Raw genomic sequence first — 20,065 nt, 5'->3', positions numbered from 1 at the left:
CGGTCCTCAGACAGCGGTGGCGGGGCTGGCCCCGGCGGCGAGATGGCAGGCGCTGGCGCGCCCCGGCTCGGTCATGCGCAGCTCCGGCACGGCGCCGCGGCAAAGTGGCTCGGCCTTCGGGCAGCGCGGGTGGAAGGCGCAGCCGGCGGGGCGCGCGGCGGGGTTCGGCGGCTCGCCCTGCAGGATGATCCGGCCCGAGAGCGCCCGTCCGGGCACCGGCACCGACGAGACCAGCGCCTTCGTGTAGGGATGGCGGGGGCTGGCGAAGATTTCCTCCGCGGGGCCCTCCTCGACGATGCAGCCGAGGTACATGACCGCGACCCGGTCGCAGAGGTTGCGCACCACCTTGAGGTCGTGGCTGATGAACACCATGCCGAGCCCTGTCTCCGCCTGCAGGTCGCGCAGCAGGTTCACCACCTGCGCCTGGATCGACACGTCGAGCGCCGAGACTGGCTCGTCGCAAACCAGCAGCTCGGGATTGGTGGCCAGCGCCCGGGCGATGACCACGCGCTGGCGCTGGCCGCCCGACAGCTCATGCGGGTAGCGTTCCGCCTGGTCGGGGCGCAGCCCGACCGCCTGCATCAGCTCGGCGGTGCGGGCCTCGCGCTCGGCTGGGGTGCCGAGCCGGTGGATCTCCAGCGGCTCGCGGATCTGCGCGGCGATGGTCAGGCGGCGGTCGAGCGCGGCGAGCGGGTCTTGGTAGACCATCTGCATCCGGGCGCGGAGCGCGCGCCAGGCGGCGGTGCCGCGGGCGGGCAGGGGTGCGCCGGCAAAGCGCACCTCGCCGCCCTGTGCCGGATCGACCCCCAGCAGCATCCGGCCGAGCGTCGACTTGCCCGAACCGCTCTCGCCGACGATGCCCAGGGTCTGGCCGCGCCGCACGCGCAGGCTGACGCCGTCCACGGCGCGCACCGGGGTGATCTTGCCGAAGAGCCCCTGCCGGGTCTCGTAGACGCGGACGAGGTCGTCCGCCTCGAGGATCTGGGTCATTGGCTCACCCTTTCGCGGGCCGGGGTCGGTGTCGAGACAGGCATTGGCACCGGGTAGGCGCAGGCAAGCTGTCGACCGTCGGTCTGCGGCAGCAGCGCGGGCCGCTCACTCTGGCAGAAAGCTTGCGCGCGGGTGCAGCGCGGCGCGAAGGCGCAGCCCGCGGGCAGGGCGCGCGGGTCGGGCACGGTGCCGTCGATGGGGATGAGCCGGGTGCGCGGCCCGTCCATGCGCGGCAGCGCGTCGAAGAGCCCGCGCGTGTAGGGATGGCGGGGCGCTACGAAGAGCTGGCCCACCGGCCCTTCCTCGACGATGCGGCCCGCGTACATCACGCAGACCCGCTCGCAGACCTGCGCCACCGCGCCGAGGTCGTGGCTGATAAAGACCAGCGCCATGCCGGTCTCGCGCCGGAGCGTGGCCAGAAGATCGAGGATTTGCGCCTGAATCGTGGCGTCGAGCGCCGTGGTCGGTTCGTCGGCGATCAGCAGGTCGGGCTCGCCGGCGAGAGCCATGGCGATCATCAGCCGCTGGCACTGGCCGCCGGAGAATTCGTGCGGGTAGAGGTCGAAACGGGCGCGGGCGTCCGGGATGCCGACCATGTCCATCAGCCGCAGCGCCTCGGCCTTCGCGGGCGCGCCGGTCAGGCCGCGGTGCAGGCGGAGCGCCTCGCAGATCTGCCTTCCGACCCGGATCACCGGGTTGAGCGCGCTCGACGGATCCTGGAAGATCATCGCGATCCGCCCGCCGCGCACCGCCTCGAGTTCGGCGCGGGGCGCGCCCGACAGTGTGCGGTGCTCGAGAACGACCGAGCCGCCGATATGCGCCTTGGCGGGCAGCAGACCCAGCGCCGCGAGCCAGGTGACCGACTTGCCGCAGCCGCTCTCGCCGACGAGGCCGAGCGCCTCGCCGGGGGCGACGTCGAGGTCGATCCCGTGCAGCACCGGCACGCCTTCGAAGGCGACCCGCAGGTCGCGGATTTCGACCAGATTGGCCATGGGAAGGTCCTTTCGTTCGGTCCGTGTCCGGCCCGGGCGCCGGGCGCGGAACGAAAAGCCCCGGCAGACCGCGGGGTCCGCCGGGGAAGGGGTAAGTGCCGGATTACCCGTTCGACACGTTCCAGTTCTCGGCGCGGAAATCCATCGCGAAGGCCGGCGCGGCCTTCCAGTTCAGATCCGAGCGCATGCCGGTGAAGACCGCGTTCTGGTGCAGCACCTGGTAGGCCGGGTCCTCGCGCTCGGCGATCTCAAGCATCCGGGTGATCGCCTGCTTGCGCTTGGTGCGGTCGGTCGAGGTTTCCATGATCGCGGAGAGCTGGTTCATCTCGGCGTTGGACCAGTCCTGTTTCTGCTGGACCTCGCCGTTCGGGCCGAACTGCACCACCATCGGGGTGATCGGATCGTTGATGGTGTTCGAGGCCGACCAGTCGCGCAAGCCCTTGACGCCCGAGGGCTCGTGGATCTGGCCCCAGTTCTCCTTCATCTCGATCTGCACGTTGAGACCGACCTGCTTCCACATCTCGACCATGATCTGCCCGTTCGAGACCTGGTTGGTGTAGTAGTTGTTGAGCAGGCGGTAGGGGATCGCGTCGCCCTTGTAGTTCGCCTGCTTAAGCAGCTCGCGCGCCAGTTCGGGATTGAACTCGGGCGCGGCCCAGCCCTCGACGAACATGTCCGAGGTGCGGAAGCTCTCGAACTGCAGGCCTGCGGGAACCTTGGTCAGCCCGCCCCAGAGCGCTTGCACGATAGCCTCGCGGTCGATCGCGTGGGTCATGGCGCGGCGCACCAGCGGATCGGCAAGGATCTCGTTCTGAGTGTTGAACACCGAGATGCGGTGGTTCCAGATGGTCGAGTTCTGCACCTCGAAGCCCGGCGCATCCATGACGTTTCCGATCTGGTCCGGCGGCAGGTCGCAGGCGAAGTCGTATTCACCAGACAGAAGGCCATTCACCCGGCTCGACACCTCGGGCACCTCGACGAAGGTGATCCGCTCGAGCGGCGGGCGGCCGCCCCAGTAGTCGTCGAAGGCGACGAGGGTGAGCGACACGTCCGGGCGATGCTCCTCGACCCGGTAGGCACCCGTTGTCACCGGCTTGGCGGCCCATTCGGCGTAGGAGGCGGCCTCGTCCCAGGCGCGGCGACTGGCGATCTGGCTGCCATGCGAGTAGAGACGGCCCTCGAGCGTCACGTCCGGCGTCGCGTTGTGGAAGCGCACGGTGTGCTTGTCGACGATCTCGACGCCCTGCAGCGCGGGCCAGAGCCGGCGGCCGATGCCCGGCACGTTGGGCGGCAGGTCCTTGGCGGTCTCGGGCTGGTAGTCCTCGGCGAAGATGGTTTTGCCGCCGGCGGGCTGGGTGTCGCCGAAGACGCGCTCGGGCGAGAAGGAGAAGGCCACGTCCTCGGCGGTCATCTCGTCGCCGTTGTGGAACTTCACCCCCTCGCGCAGCTTCAGTTCGATGGTCTTGTCGTCGAGGCGCTTCCACTCGGTGGCAAGCCCGGGGACGGGGCCCTGGTCGCCCATCCAGTCGCGCAGGATCAGCCCTTCCCAGAGGTTCGGGAAGAACACCCGCTCGCCGACGTTCGACTGCTCGTTCCAGACGTCGAGAGTGTTGTTGTTGGTGATCTTCTGCACCGCGATGGTGATCGAGGGGCGGGCGCCCTGGGCGCGCAGGTAGCCGGGCAGCGAGAGGCTGCCGGCGCCTGCTCCGAGAAGGCCGAGCGCGTGGCGACGGTTGAGTGTGATCATGTCCTGTCTCCTGTCGTCCCGGCGCGTGCCGGGCTCCGTTCCAAGCCGGTGCGGAGCGCGCCTGTCCCCGGCGCCCTCCGCGATGGCCGGACGTAGACAGGGCCAGCGCGACAACGGGGCGACGGTTTTGCGAAGCTGCCGTGACAATTGTTCGGCTCGGTGACAAATGCCCGGCCCGGTCATGCGCCTGTCATCTGCCGGGCCTAGAGCGGCCCTCGGCGGCGCGGCCCCGGACCGGGCGCGCCGCGGGTTCGTTCAACAGGAATGCCAAAATGACCTCACTTCCCCTTCTCGGAGCGGCTATGCCGCTCGACACGCTCGAGACTCTGCGCGACTGGGTGATCGCCGACCAGCGGGACCTCGAGCTTCAGGACTTCACCACCGCCGAGGTGCTCTGCGGTGAGTGGCAGCCGCTCGTGGCCCGGGCGCAGACGCTGCTGCAGGGCTACGAGGGGCGGCTGGGGATCCACGGGCCGTTCTGGGGGCTAAACCTTGCCAGTCCCGATTTCGAGATCCGCGCGCTGGTGAGCCGCCGCATGCTCCAGGGGCTCGAGGTCTGCGAGGCCCTGGGGGCAACCCAGATGGTCATCCACAGTCCCTACACGACGTGGGACTATAACAACCTCGACAACCTGCAGGGCGCGCGCGATGCGGTGGTGGCGCTAGTCCACGAGGTGCTGGCCCCGGCAGTGCGCCGTGCCGAGGAAATCGGCGTGACGATGGTCGTCGAGAACATCGAGGACATCGACACCGACGCCCGCTGCCTGCTGGCGGACAGCTTCGAGAGCCCGGCATTGGCGGTCTCGGTCGATACCGGGCACGCGCATTACGCCCACAGCTCGAACGGCGCGGCCCCGGTCGACTACTACATCCGCCGCGCCGGCGAGCGGCTGCGCCACGTGCACCTGCAGGACGCCGACGGTTACGCCGACCGGCACTGGGGGATTGGGCAGGGCACGATCAATTGGGCCTCTGTCTTCGACGCCGTGGCGCCGCTCGACGGGCGCGCCCGGCTGATCCTTGAGCTGCGCAACAAGACACAGATCCTTCCATCGGCGAAATGGCTGGCCGAGAAGGGGCTCGCGCGCTGAGCTTGTCTTCCGCTCCTCGGAAGTAGATGTCCGGGCAGCCGAGATCGAAGGGACGTCGAAGACCGAGTCAGTGGCAGTCCCAAAACCCCCTTGATCTCCCTCCACCGGGCTCCGGCAATGCTCGTCGTTGCAGCCTGGCATTTAGGGCGTTGAGACAAGTCTCATCTGAAACGAAGAACTCCGGCCCGACTTATCGTCGGACCGGAGCTAAACTCTGGAACGAAGTCCGAGAAGGCGGTGGTCAATCCAACGCGAGATCGTCGAAGCTCCTGGCGCCGGTCAGGATGATGTGGTCAGCCCCATAACGGTCCCATTGGATATCGCGTCAGCCAAGAACTTGGACGCGCCTTCACGATCCAATTCCGATATGCGGATCGTTCCCAGCCCGAGGTTCTCTGAACAGATTTCGCAAAGTGCGAGCAGCATCATCTTCCTCCTGTGCTACCCACTACTTAGTCAAAAACTAATGTCCCGACGATTCCAGACTTTCGGTAGCGCCCCGCTGCCAATGCAGCTTTCAGGTCCTCATAGCCGTACCCCAGCAGCCTGCTGAAGTACTTCGTCACCTGCTTCTCGTCCGTGACCTTACCTACCTTTCGTGAGCCAAGAACGTCCCATTCGAGAGCCGCTTGATCGTTGTGCTCATCGAAGGTGGCCTCTGCGACAATCGCGATGAAATCATTCCCCTGGCGCACCGCCTCCATCGCCTTATCGTTAAGGACGACTAGCCCAACGAGGGACCGGGCGAGCACCACCTTCCCGATCAGACCATCCTCCACTTCGACACCTTCAAGTTCGGCCCAGTTTTCGGTGCAAGCCAAGGCTGCGAAGTAGTGCTCATAGACATGCCTCGCATGTCGAGCGGTACGCGGATCGACATCCAATATAACCTCACGCGGGATTTGAACCATACGGCGTGCCTGATCAGTCTGGAAAACGATTGACACTAATTCGCTTCGGAACTGGGACTCTTCCCGTTCACGCTCTTCCTGCGCCGCAAGGTATCCGTGGAAGGTGGTCGCGACATGACCGACGTCGCTGTATAGCCCGGCGGCGATCGCGGTCGCTAGGTAGTCCCGCTTTGCCAGGAAGCTCTCACAGACATAACTCATGCCGAGCTTCCGATCGACATCACCTATCTCATAGGAGCCCAGCACATCCCACTGTAACTCAATTGGCTCGCCGTTGTCATCTCTTGCGGCTTCAGCGATCACGACGAAAAAAAATTATGGCCAGCATGTAGCGCGATATAGGCATCCTCATCGGTGACGAGCAGCCGGCTCAGAGCTCTCTTCAGCAGCTTGTTGCCATCCCATGGGCCCGCGATCTTCTTGGATTGAAGTCCTTTCGCGTGGCGCGAACAAGCGAGCATGGCCAAATCCGTCTCGCTCTGAGCGCGGCATTCCATTGCCTCGCCGCGATCAATCTCCAAGAGGTAATCACGCGGAACGGGCAGGGCGCCGCCAAGCTCGTCAGCGCCGAGGTAGATATTGATGATGTCCATGGAAGTCCCTTGATACCCTTGTGACAGAAGACGTCGGCTTTCGGGGATGCGCAAGGCGCGATCATTAATTTCTCCGAGCTCGTGGCAGCTTATCGATGCCTCGAGTCTTCCTTCATGACCCAAGGCGACGGAAACGACCTCTGACGAATATCGGCGAGGGCTTTCAGATAGCTCATCCGCTCGCCTGCCAGAATGACCTCTAGAAGCGGCCGATCCTCTCCGGGAGGAGGGCTGCCCAGTGCTCGACGCTGAAAGTCGGCACCATACCCATGCTTATGGGACTTCTCCTGCAAGGTCCGCATGAGTGCATTGATGGCCGTAAAATCGGTTTCCCGCCCGAGGCCCGGCAGAGCACTCTTGCTGTCGCTTGACGCAGCTGCCATTCGAGCGCAGGTATAGAACACCCATTCCCGCGTTGCCTGGTCACCCGCAGACTCTGAAAATGCAACTGCCCGAGCAAGGTCCTTGGCCAACCGCCGGGCAGGGCACAACGCTCTGGCCAGCTGCTCCTCCGCCGACTTTTCAGGGCGGGACAAGTCCATGTCGATCTTGATCTCGAACCCTGGGGCCTTGTCTTGCAGGCGGCGCAGTTCTCCTACCATGCTCCTATTCAGGATATCTCGGAGCCCTGGCCATTCGTCCTCAAGCTTCCTGAAATAGGCTAGGCACTTTTGAAGCGCTTCTTTCACTCTTGTATCGATCTGCCGCTGGAGAACCTGCGCCTTGTCACACGAGGCGGCTATCATTAGCCCGCCCAAGTCCAGGACCTCGCCTTCATCGGACACCGGACGAAGGCCCATCCTCTCCATCATACTGACATCTGTCCGTCGCCCATAGGGGGGGTGACCGTGGTTGAGTTCCCAGAGGAGGCCATCAAAATAGCTCGCCGGCGGTCGCACACCCTGAGCACCCGCGTTGACCAGGTAGTCTTCGACCGCGGCCAAATCGTCCAAATGTCTGCCCCCATGGTAAAGCTTGGCGCCATATGCGTGCAGCGCCTCGGACAGCGCGAGAATGCTCGAGCGTGCCTCCTTGAAAGCTTCCCACTTTGCCCTGATGGCATTCGTCAGTGTCAGTGCCTGCGCTCCGGACGACTTGCCCGACGACGCCGCAGCAACGTTTTCAAGGAGCGCAGCACAGGCATCCTCCACGAAGTCACGTTCCCTAAAGCCGCGCCCGGTGAAATCTTTCTCCACTGAGAAGTAGGCTTTCTTCACCCAACCAAGAGCCTTCAGGTCTCGAGCGGCGGCCGACGCAATTCTCAGAAAGTCGCGCTCCTGAAATTCTGCATGGACGTCCCACGGGGCGAAGACCGACATCACTCGGGCACGCCAGAACTCAGGCGGAACCGTAAAAATCGCGTCCTGTGCTGACACGACAAGGATGACATCCTGAAATTCGATCGCCCGCCACAGGGCGAGGTCACGAATGGCTTGGTCAGCTTCCTTTCCCTCTGGCACGCGGGCCGGGATCACGAGCGATTGCGTTCTCGCGATATCCCGCTGCTCCCGCTCCATGATCGCGTGGGACTGACGCCTCTTGCGATCCTCCTCTTCCTTCTTGAGACGCTCGTCCGCTTCTTTCTGAAGTGTGTCCCGACGAAGATGTGTCACCCACTTTCGAGGAGCATCGCGCAGCACGGCTGCTGCCAGTGCCTCTTCGTCGATATCGCGGTCAATCTTGGAGAGGTCGATCTCCATCACCGTATGCTTCTGCAGCGCAAGCTTCCTCTTCCTGCGCCCATAGACGGGGTTGGTGACGTGGATCTCGATCATGAGGCGGTGCTCTTCGCCATAGCGATCAGTGACGATCCCAATCAGGTCCGGCCGCTGTGTCCCTGCATAGCGCTCGACCAGAACCTCATCGAAAGACATCGTAGTTGCTGGGTTCAGCTGCTTCTTTCCCCCCACATCGATGATCTCTATTGCCGGGATGAGCAGGTGCCCGCGCTGGGCGATGATGTCCTTCGCCAGACGATGCACAGCGGTCTCGCCTGCAAATACACAGTCGCCACCCTTCCAATGGGCAAAGCTGTGTCGACGTTTCTCACCCTGCCGCGCGACGACCTCATGCAGGCAGTCAGGACACACAAGGCCGGTCTTCCCGTTGGGGGCGTCATCGATGTGGATCAGGCGGCCATCCCGATTTCCGGGCTCTTGGGCAAAGACCGTCCGCGGCCCGTCCCCCGTAGCCGCCAGCACGCAGCGCAGACTGTTCGTAGGGTCTGGTTTCTTTTCCGCTTCCACGTTCGAACCCGTCTAGGCAAACCACCACGAGAACAATAGGCGAACTTACTTTTCAGGGAAACCGGCTTCTTCGAGCAGCAATGGAGCAGGCCCCAACATCCACAACGCTATTTGATGTCGCGAATAAGGTCGGAGGCGGGCTTCAGTGAAGGCTGAGCAGAAGCTTGATGTCATGCGGACCAAGGCCGGAGAGCAGTTCACGCTGCTCAGGGTGGAGCGCGGTGCCGCGGTCGATGCGTGCCTTCAACAACTGAGCGATTTCGCTGGTGGACTGGTAATAGAGGTCTGGATTGTCGCGCGCCATCTCCTGCAAGAGGCTCTCGAGCAGCTTCTTACGTTTCTCGGAGTCCAGATCTTTGCGCTTTTCTTGAAGCATGGTGCGTCCCTTTCCGTACGATCATACCTGCTTTAGGTAGCTCTGCGTGGCCCCGTGCCAAGCATCCAGCATTCACCCCGCGGTCGCCGGACGGCTGCAAACTTGCGCCATGAAGATGTGCCAGGCACAGCATGATCAGATTCAGCGGTTCTCCTTGTTTCGGCTTGCGTTTATCGGCTCGTGATCTCATCAATGCGTTCATGATCCAGATCGATGACATCGCAGGCGGTATAGTTCGCCACGCCGGAGATGCCGCGATGCGAAAGAATGTCGACTGGGACACGGTTCGCGCAGGTATCTTGGCACTTGCCGATCATCCCGGCGGCCATACAGCATTGAAGATGGCCCTCCAGCGCATTAACGACCCGGATGTTCCGGAGGTGTTGGCGAACTGGCTTAAGCGAGCGGCCGTGGAGCAGTTGAGAGCCGAGCGCAAGACTAGACGGCCGGCCGAGACCGGCCTAGGGCCACTTCAGACCACGCTCATGGGGCTTTCAGGCGCCGCGGCGATAGCAGGGCTCGCCGGAACAATCGCCATGCCGGTCGCAGCATTCGTCTTTGTGACGCTGGCTGTTGGTGCGGGAACAACCTGGTTTGGACGCATGAAGCTCCTAAACCGAGCCGATCAATACGAGGATCGAGCAAAGACACTTAACAGCCTAGCAAAACTTTGCCATGATGATTGAAGAGCAGAGGGTCGTATTTTCCGTACGATCACCCCATATAGTGGAGACAAGGAGGCCATGATGACCCTGTTCGAGATCCTTCTCTCCGCTTCTGCGGTCTGCCTTTCCGGTGGTGCGATCACCTACACCCTTCATGTGGTTCGCAAAACCGCCGAGTTCGAGCGCCCCGACGACGCTCAAGTTCGTCACATGATTGACACAGCGCCACGGGGCAAATTCGACAACGCGCTGGCACGCTGAACTTATCCTCTCTGCACTCAGTCTGAACGGCAAGCGAAGTTCCGCCCGTCTGGCTTCCCGGGTATGGCCTACATCAGCATCCCCGGGACCGTACTTGCCTTAAGGCGCTCGACAGCTTCCATTGCCTCATCAACCGCCATCTCGGACTCGTAGATCGAGCTGCCCTGGGCCACGACCTCATCTTCCGCATCCATCACCTGGTACCGATAGACTTCACCACAAAGGTAGGTGTTCATCAGCATGATCTCGTCGGTCATCCGGTCGACAGACGCGCGGTAGAGCTCTTCGCTCATGGATGGACGATTGAAGTAGCCCAGGACCTCGGAATGGGTGGCCGCGATATAGCCAACCTGCGCGCCTTGCCGGTCGGCAAAGAATGGAGATCGGTGAATCTGAAAATATCCCGAGGTCTCGTCACCGGTGTAGATCGCATAGAGGGGCAGGGCGATGGCATCCTTGTCCGTGCCATATCTGCACACCATTGACCCAAGGCTTGTGCGATCTGCCACGTCGTCAGACGTGAGGCGACCAAAGCGCTTGTCCGGCGGAATGCGGATATGGCCAAGGTTCCTGAAGCCAGACTCCCGCGGTGAGCGTGCGTTGGGATCCGGCTCGACAAGGATACGGAAGCCGTCAGCTTCGGTCGCATAGGAATTCAGGAAGTTTGTCATGTTGTCACCTCTTTGGCTCGGAGGTGACCACCAGGTCGCAAGGGACGATCAGGTCACGCAGCTAACCTGATCGAGCTCTGGCGTCGTGTACTTTTCGATGAGGTGAACGTCACCGTTCTCAAGGTGGTCAACAAGGGTCGCAGCCGACCTGAGAATGCCTAGCGAGCTGCTCTCAGACCTGAAGCCGTCGTCAGACATGATCGCTTCCATCTTCCCGGTCTCCTTGTTCACGAGAGACCAGCACATTTTCAGGAACATGCCCGTAGCCTCCATTCCTGGATAATCCTTCGTCGAGGGAATGATGCGTCCCAGGTAGTGCGTGTCTGACAGATCATAACAATCCTCCAGACTACTATCCCGAACAACCAAGTAGGTACTGTCATCGAACTGTTCGACCCCGAGCATCTCCATATCACGTTCGGTGAGTGCGAGATTGGCGCCATTGATCACGTCGACGATGAAGTTCCGAGACTTATCGCTGATGGGGTCATCTTCTCGGAAGAAGACTTCCGCACGCGTACGCCCAGCTACCTTGGGCTCCTCGACGCCGGCAGCCGAGACCGTTGCGATTTGACGTAGGTTCTCGTGATGGACATACCATTGCCGCTCATCACTGAGGTGCGCAGGCAGGCGTTCTACCGAGAAGCCATCCTTGGAAAGCTCATCGACATTCGCGAATGCAATCTCCATGAGTGCGCCGTTTGCAATCCGGAAGCCTTCGGCCTTCAGGTCGCGGTTGACGTATCGGCCCTTCTTGTCTGCAATCCTCCAGGTCTTCTCCTCGAGGGCGCGCGCCAGATGGGCACCGCCACCGGGCAGGACATTGTGCACCGTGATCTCGCCGCGGGGCCGCTTGCCGGCCACCCATGCGATACTGCCGGTCTCCATCCGCCCATCCGGGCCTGGCTCGACGACCACGTAACGCACTGGTGAGTCCAGTCGGAAGATCGGCGTCTGATCTGACCCAAGGTTCTTCAACTGGCTGGGTAGCAGCTTGCCATCCCGGACAAGATTAATCGGGAAGTAGTCAGTGGTATCGGCTGCCGACCTGAAGGGCAGGGCACCCGTCTCGGCGCGGAGCTGATCGATATCTCGAAGCGTCGCCACTGAGAACACCTCCGGGTGTTTTCGCTGCACTTCCGCTGACACATTACTCAGATCATGCACAACAGAGCCATCTCGGAAAGTCCCATAGCTGTAGTCGACGAGCTTCTCCATTTTGGCAGATGATCGGAGCTCAGCAATCGCAACGCCTCCAGTAGAGGTCTCCAAGAAGACTGCATTTCCATCCTGGCCTGCATTGATCACTTTCAGACCGTTCTCGAGCGGCGTTGCGTGCTCAAGGAAGTCCCCGATGAAGTCGGCCACCTGGTCGTGGGCCATCAGGAAGCCAACAGGAGCGATAGGGTCTCGATGCTGCATGGTAAGGGCCGTCATCTCACCCGACACGTCGAAGCCCCGCAGTGACTTGAAGGCCTTCTGAGAAATGCCGTCCGAGCTCCCGATCGCTTTGAGTGAAGTGGGCTCCCGCTCGACCATCGTAACCCTCCGGCGCCATGCTCCACGCCCAAGTGGGCTCTGCGCACTGCAGGTGGCGGCCGCAGCCCGGATTTGCGGCGCGCCAGACAGGATATGATGCCCAGAAGCCCCGATCCGTTCGAGCGCCAGGTCTTTCACAAGAACGATCCCATCCTCAGTGACAGAGAACTCCACATTCTCGTCGCCATCTTCATAGACGAAAGTGTCCATGAAGTTCCTGAATTCGCCCTCAGGAGACATAAAGAGCTCGCCAAACCTGTCGATCTTCAAATCGCTTCTTTCAGATTTTACAGCCTCACGCCCCTTGCTGAGGAGGCTTGCTTCCAGACACACAAGCTTGCCCGGCGTTGTGACCTCCTTCAGAGCCTCCACCACAGCGGCCACTTTGTCGTAAACTACGCCTCCCTCGGTTTTGAAGATCTGCGCTTCGATCAGGCTCACCGCCTCTGCGCCGGTCAATTTGTTCTTCCACAGCGTGCCCACGGTGTTCCTCGCTAGACGACCATTCTCGAGCTCAACCCCGACCACCAGAGAGTACGTTTCAACAACATCGCTATCTCTCGCCCAATGCACGGCCTCACTCGCCTTGTTGGACACGAACACCTCGTATTGGCCAACCTGAGACAGCTTCCGGTAGTCAGCCACAAACTGGCCACGAGTGGAAACGGCCACACCGCCAGCCGTCGCTCGCGAATACTCGACGTCCTTGGCCTCAGCCAACTCCTGCAGCTCCATCGCATACTGAGGCATGAGGCGATTGCCCGGACCCTTCGCCTCTACGATGCGAGAACTCTTCAGGTCGATCTGCGCCACCATCTTGATGTCGCGCTGGGCATCGAAGTCATCATCGGACGTCTCATTGACCAGGCACCAGACCTCGCTCCGCCCATTCTTGACCGATGTCGCGTAGCTGCGGCCGCCAATACAGTTCTTCAGGACCACCCCGACAGTTTTTAGACCGCGCGGTACCACCTGGCGCCAAACCAGCCCATCCTCGGTCTTGATCTGCACCGGCTCCTCGTCCTCTCGGCCGGTCGCAAAGATCGCGTTCCGGCTGCGGCCGGCATGCTGGATATTGTGCCGCGACATCGTTTCGAAGAATTCGTCCGCCAGTAGGCGCCCACCATGTCGTATTGCGACAGAGAATTCAGAATTTTCGCGGCGCTCTCCTTACGGGCAGGGGACTGGTTGGCCTCCTCATCGAGCAGGGCTTCGAACAGGTCCTTGACGTGCGTGAGCTGGTCGAGACTTCCGTGGCCCAGCGCGAACATGAAGACAGGCTCATCCTTGGCCATCTTTGCCATCGCCCATTGAGGGAAATTCCGAGCGCCGGGGGAGGTCGGGTGGACCTCGATCACGTCCGAGACGCGAGATTTCAGGAAGGCGGCGCCCCTCTTTTTGAGCCAGCGTGCGATCCGGGCGTCCTTGGACACTCCCCTGAAAATGCGCGCGAGCTCCTGATCAATGCGATCTTCGTTGACGATGTCGTACATGAACTTCTCCTGTTTGGAGTTCAGGTACACCACAACTGGAAAACAAAAAGTTTCAGCCCGCGGAAAATCAGAACAAATCTACCGGCCCTTCACATGCCGAGACCTCTGATCTATTCTATAACGGACCCAATACGAAAGAAGTGCCTCCATGTCCCTCCATGTAAGCTGGAACCAACCCGCCCCGATCGACATCCCCTGGAAGAAATTTCAGAGTGGAGAACTACTCTGGCCGGTTGAGGAAGGCGACGAATGGGGGTTCAGCTACTTGAACATGCGCCTTCCAAATGGGGGCATGTATCGGTGCAACGTGGAAGGAATCCCGGATCACGAAGACGCGGAAGTGATGGTAAATGCGGTACGGGAGCATTTCGAACTCTGCATTCGACGCTGCATGGTATCGCGTCCGATCGAGGAATTTCTTGCTGAAGTTTTGCCCGATCTCAGCAGCGTTATGGGCGAGCCTGGAGCTCAATCGGTAGTCGACGAACTCGCCACCGAGTTTTCAGGAGACCCCAGCTTTGCGGTCCGAGCAATCCCCTTCACCATGACCCGGGCGGGGAACATGATGAGCATGGGAGGCAAGGACTATCCTTGGCCATTCCGATACATTGTCTCGCGGTGCGAAGCCGGATGGCAATGCAAGGATGCACCTCTCAGAACCTCCCGTCTCGAAGCTCAGGCGGATGCGCAGAAGCACTTTGACGCGCGGATTGAGCGTCTTACCAACGGACCTCTCGAGCACCGGGTACGAGCCGAGATGTTCGCCGCCGCCCCGTTCGGGGCTGAAGCGGTCCTCGCAGCCGTCCGGCCACGATATACTGGGGAGGAACCGGAGGCATCCGACGTGTCCTACCCGGCGGCGTCCATATGATCGGGTGCCTCTCAAATTTCAGGATCGCCGCGAGCTAACTTTCGTGTGCTCTCAATGGCAACGGCCTCAGGCAGGCCTGGACAGTGCTAGGCCACCGGCCTAATCGTGACGGCCCCAAGACCTCTGGTCACTAAACTAGCGGTGATGAGTAGTATACCTCCAGAGACATATAACTTCCTAGGTATACTACTCTAGAACCACGCACATGACGATCGGTTCAGCTAGGCTGACATGATGTTCCATCCCCTCTGATTATTGGGGATTAATCGGCGGCTAACCTTCATGTGCTTCTTATGGTCTGCGGCCACGTCTTCGCGCGGGGCCGACTACCATCGCAGGAGTAAACATGAACACCATTATCAAGACCGCAGCCATCCTGGCCCTTCTGGGAACCAGCGCCTGCACCGACGCCATCGATTTCGGCACCAAGGACCGGAACTTCCCGGACAACGACAGCTGGGATTCCAAGGCGGCTCGCCAAATCGATGACACCCTGGCCAAAGCCGCCGAGCGTTCGGCCAATGCCAATGAGACGCTCGCGCAGATCGAGCGGACTCGCACCGCACCCACTGAGCCGGCCATGGATGGCGAGGAAATGAACAAGCTTCCGCCCGAGCTGCGCCGGCCGACGACGATCGAGTGGACCGGGCCGGGCGTCGACCTCGTGGGCGAACTGGCACGCAACATCGGCTACAAATATGCCGTGGTGGGGCAGGAGCCTGTCGTCGACATCATGGTCTCGGTCTCTTCGGTTGATGAGCCCGCCATCAAGGTCTTCGAGGACATCGGCTACCAGGTGGCACAGTACGCAGAGGTCTTCGTGGACCCGAATGCCAAGCGCATCGAGTTCCGCTACCACAGCAACAGTGTGGCCGAGGCCTCGAGACCTGGCGCGCCGCGCATGAGCGCTCCGTCGTTCAAGGCGCCGCCGAAAGCTCCGACCGCGGTCCGCAACCACAAAGAGAGCCTCGGCAAGTAAGGGGGCCTCATGACTTCGACCAGAATTCTGGGCATCGCTGTCGGGGGTCTTCTCCTGACAGCATGTTCCCAGACCATGCCATTCGACACCGCACCAAAGGTTTCTGCGGCCCACCAGATGGGCCGGGAAAGCTCGGCGCCCATGCCGGGTCCGCGGGCTGGCGTCAACGAAGGCCTTAAGCACCTGGAGAGCATCACCAAGGAGTCCACGAGCTCTCTGGCAGAACTGCAGAAGCTGGAGCCGATCGGAGATGAGCTCGAGGAGGATGCGACTGAGGAAGACAAGCTCCGGCGCCCAGCGCTGAAGGAGACTGCGCAAGCCTTCGGTGCCCGCGGTGGTCTGGCTCACGCCACGAGGCAGACCAACCTGATGTTGCGGGAGCGCGCAGACAAGCTTGACCAGATCTACGACTTCAGGAAGGTCATGATCCGGGGCCCCGATAACTCCGTCGTCCTGCCGCCGGTGATCTCCGAGGCTGAGGATAGCTATGAGATGTCCGACGCTGGGAAAACCATTCGCGTGTCGGACACGGTCTACCAGATCATCTCTCAGGCGCGGTTCTCACCCGTGCCGCCGATGTGGCACACCTACCTCATCCGCGAGTACTCAACGCCCAAGCGGCCTCCGGACGAAATCCTGCCACGGACACCAGGGGAGCGAGATGTCTGGGAGCACTATGTCTCCGAGGGTTGGGATGCCGGCGTGAAGCAGGCAAACGCGATCTTCCAGTCCGACCTCAACCGGCTCGACCGGGACTATGGCGGGATGCTGAAGTTCAAGGAGCTGCTGGCGGAAGGCAAGGTGAGCGCGCCGGTGGTCTCCAAGGCACCGCTGGGCGTGACGGGGTCAGGCTCGGATATGCGGGTCAACGACCGGGCCATCCGCATCACCCGAGATCCGCAGCTGCAGACCGACACCTCGCTCTGGACGCCGACGATCACCAATGGCTCACCCGGCGAGTACGCACGGCCCAATGATCAGGAGACCCGGATCTTCGACTACCCGAACGATGCCCATCGCCAATACTGATTTCGTCTCCCGACCTGCGACGGGCGGCGATCTGAGAGAGGGAGAGCTTCGGCTCTCCCTCTTTTCGTTCTTCGAACCTTGCCAGAAGCAGTCCCTTCGATAAAACGGGCCCGGAGATGAACTAGGGGGCAGTTTTGACAAGTAAGGCAGACTACATCCTCAGATCGCTGGCGAAGACACGCAAGAAGCGCTGGGAGCACTACGCAATATCGAGGATATACCACCGGCTCGACGACAAAACCTTGGCTTTCGTATGCCAGCAGGCCATCCGCCGAAGAGACCAGTCAAAGGTCTACCTGGCCGACCTTTATTTCCCGCAGTTGGGCATGTACCTGGAGATAGACGAAGGTCATCACGCCAGTGACGAAGCACAGATCGCAGATGCGAAACGCCGGCTCGATATTGCTGAAGCTGCCAATCTCGAGGAGGTTCGCATCGTAGCCCACGACATCGCATCGCTTTCAGAGTTTGACAGCCGGATCGATGCCTTTGTGCGACAGGTCCAGGAACGCAAGCAAAGAGCGATGGACGAAGGCATTTTTCAACCCTGGGACTACGAAAACGAGCTGAGCCCGGACTTCCACATCAGAAATGGCTACGTCGAAGTGGGACCCAACGCACTCTTCCGACGACATCAAGATGCGCTCGCTTGCTTCGGCTATAGCAAGGGACTCTACCGGCAGGCGGTTTGGAAACTGCCCCAATCGGTAGTGGCTGCAATTGGAGAGGAAGGGCTCTGGACCGTTTGGTTTCCGAAGCTCTGGGAGACAGCCAACTGGATCAACAGCCTCTCCGACGATGGACAGACCATCACAGAACAGAGCAGATCACCGGAGGCCACCTATGACCAGGACTGGGGCAAGAGAATTGTGATGGCGCAGTCTCGCGACGTTCTTGGTCGGACGCTATACCGCTTTGTCGGTGTCTTTGAAGCAATCCCTGGGTACACAAATAGTCAACTTAACAAGTTCCAGCGAGTAGCAACGCGCGTGCGGACCTTCCCAAGAGGTCCTCAGTCTTCTGACACAGTGTAGACTTCTCTTAGGCCAGCCCCTTCACAAGGCCCTCCAGATCGCTATGTCTGGAGGAGCCGGCGTACGCCGCGGTGGGAGGGACCTGAAATTCACGCTCAGACCAAGAGACGCCGCAGAGCGTCGCTCTCACTTCCCATCATCCGGTCGTCGAAACGCCAGCACAGCGCAGGTTGTCTGACGGTCGGAAATCTCCTGTCGGACCTTGGTGAAGCGTCCTTCGGATGGGCGATTGTCGTCTTGTCGATCGTGAACCTGCTGCCTCTGCCGCCTGGGTTCACCCTGATCACGGCGCTGCCGCTACTCGTCACCACTGCCCAGATGGCGCTGGGCTACCCACACGTGCGACTGCCACGTCGCCTCTCGACTCTGAAAATTGACCACAAAAAACTTCGCAGCACGGTTCTCCGGCTTCGACCGATCACCCGGCGCCTCGAGAACATTCTCCGCAAGCGGCATACAGGCATCTTCCAGACGCGAAACGAGCGCATCCTCGGCATCGCTCTGTTCGTGATCTCCTTCGCACTCTTCCTACCGCTGCCGCTCAGCGGATGGTTTCCGGCGATCTCTCTGTTTGTGTTCGGCGTGGGCCTGGTTGAACAGGACGGGCTGGTTGCTGCGGCGGGACTTGCGTTCGGCGGCTTCTCCGTTGCTTTGACCGGCCTCATGCTCTCCGTGGTCGGGGCAGGGGCCGAGGCCATGATCAACTGACGTTCTATAACGTATTCTGATCGCTGATCGCTCTAGTATTGGCCGCCATCAAAACCACGACGAAAAGGCGTTGTCTTCAGTCAGGGTAACTCCTGGTGACCGCCAGCTGGGTGAACATCCTGCCTGCAACGCAGAACGAATAGCTCAGGGACTAAGAAAAAAATGTTGCCTCATCCGCCACACATCAGTGGCATTTTTGGCCCTAGTGGCTAGAGAGTTTGCGGTCTCGATACGCCATGTTTAGCCGTGATACCGAGGCGTATTGCCTCCTTAAGTAGATGAAGAGGACCTAATGAGTTTCCGACTTTTGGCTATCGGCGCAGTATCGGCAATTACCCTCGCAGGATGCGATACCTACACAGCCCAGCAGTACCAAAGCAGCCCGCAGAACGTTATTGCTCTCCAGCAGATCGCCGCTCAAGGCAACCGGGCTTCGGTGGGCACTGTTAGCCTCGCTGCAGGAATCGAACCCCGCCCCACCTGTCGCCTTGCTGGCCCCCTCGACCTTGGAGGCGGAGACAATGTCGCGGCAACCATCAAGCAGGCGATCCAGGCTGAGTTCCTGGAAGCTGGCATTTTTAGCGTGAACGCAGTTCCGGTGAACTTCACGATCACCCGGTTGGTTCCGAACTCGATGGAAGGTTCCTGGGAGATCGGCATCCGTGCAAGCTCGCAACGCAACGCAGGCTACGAGGTGGTTTCGACCACACCCTTTAGCACGAGCTTCACAGCGATGGCGGCGTGCAACAACACAGCGACCGCTTTCAATCGTGCGCTGAGCATGTCCATCAACGAAGTCGTGACTGACCCCCGTTTCCGCTCTCTCCTGTAAGCGTATCCAGAGGTCTATAAAAATTGCCGTTTGAGGGAGGCGGTGCGATCTAGCTCTTCGTTTTGAAGTTGCCAGCATCGCCTCTCAGTGTAGGGGCCGCACGACGATCCGGTAGCCAACTTTACCACCGGTTCAGCCGTGGAAATCGGGTTAAGCAACGCGGTGTCAGCTGCCTGAGAGGCACGGCACCACTGCTAGCCCCAGCATGCCTTCATGTAGCTGGTCTGGTGTCGTGGCATTAGTGGCTGGATGTGCATCTCGGGCGTCTCGATGCCGTGAATCTGGCAGAATTGCTCGATAAGCGGAGCAAGGTCCGGCTGGTCGAACCAGAGGGCCCGAATGTGCTGGGGGCCAATACGGCCGCGGAAGAGGATCTCTGCTTGGGGATCAGTCGTCATGCAGGGCTGGAGCTTGCAATCGCCTCTGAACGAACTTCCGCGGTAATGCGGCCAAACGGCGACGTCGTCGAACATAATCCGAAACTCGTCCGGCGCACTTGCCGGCCCGTTGCCAGCGATAGATTGCCGGCTGAGCTGACTACTAGATTTGAAGTGGCACTCAGCGCCCATGAGAACCTCCGGCTCGATGGCAAGGACGACCCAACTCGCTCTCGGCCGCCGGCGATCGATTTTTTCGAACAGCGGCCAGTTAAAGCAGGTCACCGAGAGCGAGACCGCCTCGAGGTGCTCAGATGACGGCTGGGGTTCTGTGTAGACCGCGCTGATGCCATGCTCGGCGTGCAGGGCGCGCGGGACCAGTCCGTGTGTGAGGATGCTTGAAAGGTTCTTGACGCGTGTGAAGTGGACGAGCTCCTGAACACCTTGTTCCAGGACAACATCCCACAGTCCGTTTTCGCTGTTCATGCCCGACCTCGAAATTCTTTGGTTTTATCCGGCAAGGCTGACAGCTGGGCGGGGGGCTGGCAAGACAGATTTGAGGGCGCCGCAAAATCCGTTGCGGTGTTGCAACCAAGTTGAAATGTCCTCGGCTGCGCAAAGCAGAAATGTCTCACCGAGGGTGGAGAAGCATGGCCGGGC

The 20,065-nt window shown here is 61.0% G+C and carries 21 protein-coding genes; 9 read left to right on the top strand and 12 right to left on the bottom strand.

All coding sequences use genetic code 11. The features are described 5' to 3' along the window. Positions 1 to 6: 6 nt before the first annotated feature. The 3 genes from G0D83_RS18100 to G0D83_RS18090 all read right to left on the bottom strand — a co-directional run bounded on the left by G0D83_RS18100 (position 7) and on the right by G0D83_RS18090 (position 3,729). Positions 7 to 990 (bottom strand): ABC transporter ATP-binding protein, encoded by a 984-nt coding sequence (locus G0D83_RS18100; protein ID WP_164196202.1) that lies wholly within the window; start codon positions 988 to 990, stop codon positions 7 to 9. After that, positions 987 to 1,982, bottom strand: a complete 996-nt coding sequence (locus tag G0D83_RS18095; protein WP_164196201.1) for an ABC transporter ATP-binding protein — start codon at positions 1,980 to 1,982, stop codon at positions 987 to 989. The genes G0D83_RS18100 and G0D83_RS18095 overlap by 4 nt, the downstream gene beginning before the upstream one ends. Positions 1,983 to 2,085: 103 nt before the next feature. Next, positions 2,086 to 3,729 carry an ABC transporter substrate-binding protein gene (locus G0D83_RS18090; RefSeq protein ID WP_164196200.1) on the bottom strand — a complete coding sequence of 548 codons (1,644 nt, stop codon included), beginning with the start codon at positions 3,727 to 3,729 and terminating at the stop codon, positions 2,086 to 2,088. Positions 3,730 to 4,001: 272 nt separating this feature from the next. Between G0D83_RS18090 and G0D83_RS18085 the strand changes: the two genes are divergently transcribed. Further along, on the top strand, positions 4,002 to 4,820 hold the full coding sequence (locus G0D83_RS18085) for a sugar phosphate isomerase/epimerase (RefSeq protein WP_164196199.1): 819 nt from the start codon (positions 4,002 to 4,004) through the stop codon (positions 4,818 to 4,820). A gap of 279 nt (positions 4,821 to 5,099) precedes the next feature. Here G0D83_RS18085 and G0D83_RS18080 read toward each other — a convergent pair whose 3' ends face one another. The 5 genes from G0D83_RS18080 to G0D83_RS18060 form a co-directional block, all read right to left on the bottom strand. Next, the gene (locus G0D83_RS18080) at positions 5,100 to 5,246 is read right to left on the bottom strand and encodes a hypothetical protein (RefSeq protein WP_164196198.1); all 147 of its coding nucleotides are present in this window, start codon (positions 5,244 to 5,246) and stop codon (positions 5,100 to 5,102) included. 26 nt (positions 5,247 to 5,272) lie between these two features. Then, positions 5,273 to 6,034: a hypothetical protein gene (locus G0D83_RS18075; protein WP_164196197.1), complete on the bottom strand. Its 762-nt coding sequence runs from the start codon at positions 6,032 to 6,034 to the stop codon at positions 5,273 to 5,275. Then, positions 6,031 to 6,324, bottom strand: coding sequence for a hypothetical protein (locus G0D83_RS18070; RefSeq protein WP_164196196.1), 294 nt, complete (start codon positions 6,322 to 6,324; stop codon positions 6,031 to 6,033). The genes G0D83_RS18075 and G0D83_RS18070 overlap by 4 nt, the downstream gene beginning before the upstream one ends. A gap of 89 nt (positions 6,325 to 6,413) precedes the next feature. Further along, positions 6,414 to 8,570, bottom strand: coding sequence for a hypothetical protein (locus tag G0D83_RS18065; protein ID WP_164196195.1), 2,157 nt, complete (start codon positions 8,568 to 8,570; stop codon positions 6,414 to 6,416). A 142-nt stretch (positions 8,571 to 8,712) separates the two neighbouring features. Beyond that, entirely contained in the window at positions 8,713 to 8,946 is a 234-nt protein-coding gene (locus tag G0D83_RS18060; RefSeq protein WP_164196194.1) for a hypothetical protein, read from the bottom strand. 131 nt (positions 8,947 to 9,077) lie between these two features. On the opposite strand from G0D83_RS18060, the gene G0D83_RS18055 reads away from it, so the two are divergent. Then, on the top strand, positions 9,078 to 9,632 hold the full coding sequence (locus G0D83_RS18055; RefSeq protein ID WP_164196193.1) for a hypothetical protein: 555 nt from the start codon (positions 9,078 to 9,080) through the stop codon (positions 9,630 to 9,632). A 60-nt stretch (positions 9,633 to 9,692) separates the two neighbouring features. Next, on the top strand, positions 9,693 to 9,872 hold the full coding sequence (locus G0D83_RS18050; RefSeq protein WP_164196192.1) for a hypothetical protein: 180 nt from the start codon (positions 9,693 to 9,695) through the stop codon (positions 9,870 to 9,872). A 68-nt stretch (positions 9,873 to 9,940) separates the two neighbouring features. On the opposite strand, the gene G0D83_RS18045 is transcribed toward G0D83_RS18050, so the two are convergent. The 3 genes from G0D83_RS18045 to G0D83_RS18035 are packed head-to-tail and all read right to left on the bottom strand — an operon-like array spanning position 9,941 to position 13,575. Next, positions 9,941 to 10,543 carry a hypothetical protein gene (locus tag G0D83_RS18045; RefSeq protein WP_164196191.1) on the bottom strand — a complete coding sequence of 201 codons (603 nt, stop codon included), beginning with the start codon at positions 10,541 to 10,543 and terminating at the stop codon, positions 9,941 to 9,943. 48 nt (positions 10,544 to 10,591) lie between these two features. Next, complete coding sequence (locus G0D83_RS18040) at positions 10,592 to 13,093, bottom strand: hypothetical protein (RefSeq protein ID WP_164196190.1); 2,502 nt, start codon at positions 13,091 to 13,093, stop codon at positions 10,592 to 10,594. Beyond that, entirely contained in the window at positions 13,036 to 13,575 is a 540-nt protein-coding gene (locus G0D83_RS18035) for a hypothetical protein (protein ID WP_164196189.1), read from the bottom strand. Before G0D83_RS18035 ends, G0D83_RS18040 begins: the two co-directional genes overlap by 58 nt. A 148-nt stretch (positions 13,576 to 13,723) precedes the next feature. Here G0D83_RS18035 and G0D83_RS18030 point away from each other — a divergent pair, with 148 nt between their 5' ends. From G0D83_RS18030 to G0D83_RS18005, 6 genes are all read left to right on the top strand, one after another. Further along, on the top strand, positions 13,724 to 14,446 hold the full coding sequence (locus G0D83_RS18030) for a hypothetical protein (protein WP_164196188.1): 723 nt from the start codon (positions 13,724 to 13,726) through the stop codon (positions 14,444 to 14,446). Between the two features lie 346 nt (positions 14,447 to 14,792). Then, entirely contained in the window at positions 14,793 to 15,425 is a 633-nt protein-coding gene (locus G0D83_RS18025; protein ID WP_164196187.1) for a DotD/TraH family lipoprotein, read from the top strand. 75 nt (positions 15,426 to 15,500) lie between these two features. Next, complete coding sequence (locus G0D83_RS18020; RefSeq protein ID WP_164196186.1) at positions 15,501 to 16,454, top strand: type IV secretory system conjugative DNA transfer family protein; 954 nt, start codon at positions 15,501 to 15,503, stop codon at positions 16,452 to 16,454. A gap of 134 nt (positions 16,455 to 16,588) precedes the next feature. After that, positions 16,589 to 17,488 (top strand): AbaSI family restriction endonuclease, encoded by a 900-nt coding sequence (locus G0D83_RS18015; RefSeq protein ID WP_164196185.1) that lies wholly within the window; start codon positions 16,589 to 16,591, stop codon positions 17,486 to 17,488. Positions 17,489 to 17,575: 87 nt separating this feature from the next. Then, the gene (locus G0D83_RS18010) at positions 17,576 to 18,196 is read left to right on the top strand and encodes an exopolysaccharide biosynthesis protein (RefSeq protein ID WP_164196251.1); all 621 of its coding nucleotides are present in this window, start codon (positions 17,576 to 17,578) and stop codon (positions 18,194 to 18,196) included. A 292-nt stretch (positions 18,197 to 18,488) separates the two neighbouring features. Beyond that, on the top strand, positions 18,489 to 19,028 hold the full coding sequence (locus tag G0D83_RS18005) for a hypothetical protein (RefSeq protein ID WP_164196184.1): 540 nt from the start codon (positions 18,489 to 18,491) through the stop codon (positions 19,026 to 19,028). Between the two features lie 194 nt (positions 19,029 to 19,222). On the opposite strand, the gene G0D83_RS18000 is transcribed toward G0D83_RS18005, so the two are convergent. Beyond that, entirely contained in the window at positions 19,223 to 19,891 is a 669-nt protein-coding gene (locus G0D83_RS18000) for a DarT ssDNA thymidine ADP-ribosyltransferase family protein (protein WP_164196183.1), read from the bottom strand. Positions 19,892 to 20,065 lie beyond the last annotated feature (174 nt).

Origin of the sequence: Salipiger sp. PrR003 (assembly GCF_010500785.1) — a bacterium.
Lineage (GTDB): Bacteria > Pseudomonadota > Alphaproteobacteria > Rhodobacterales > Rhodobacteraceae > Salipiger > Salipiger pacificus_A.
The sequence above is the reverse complement of the archived record's forward strand: the minus strand, read 5'-3'. Positions and strand labels throughout refer to the sequence as shown.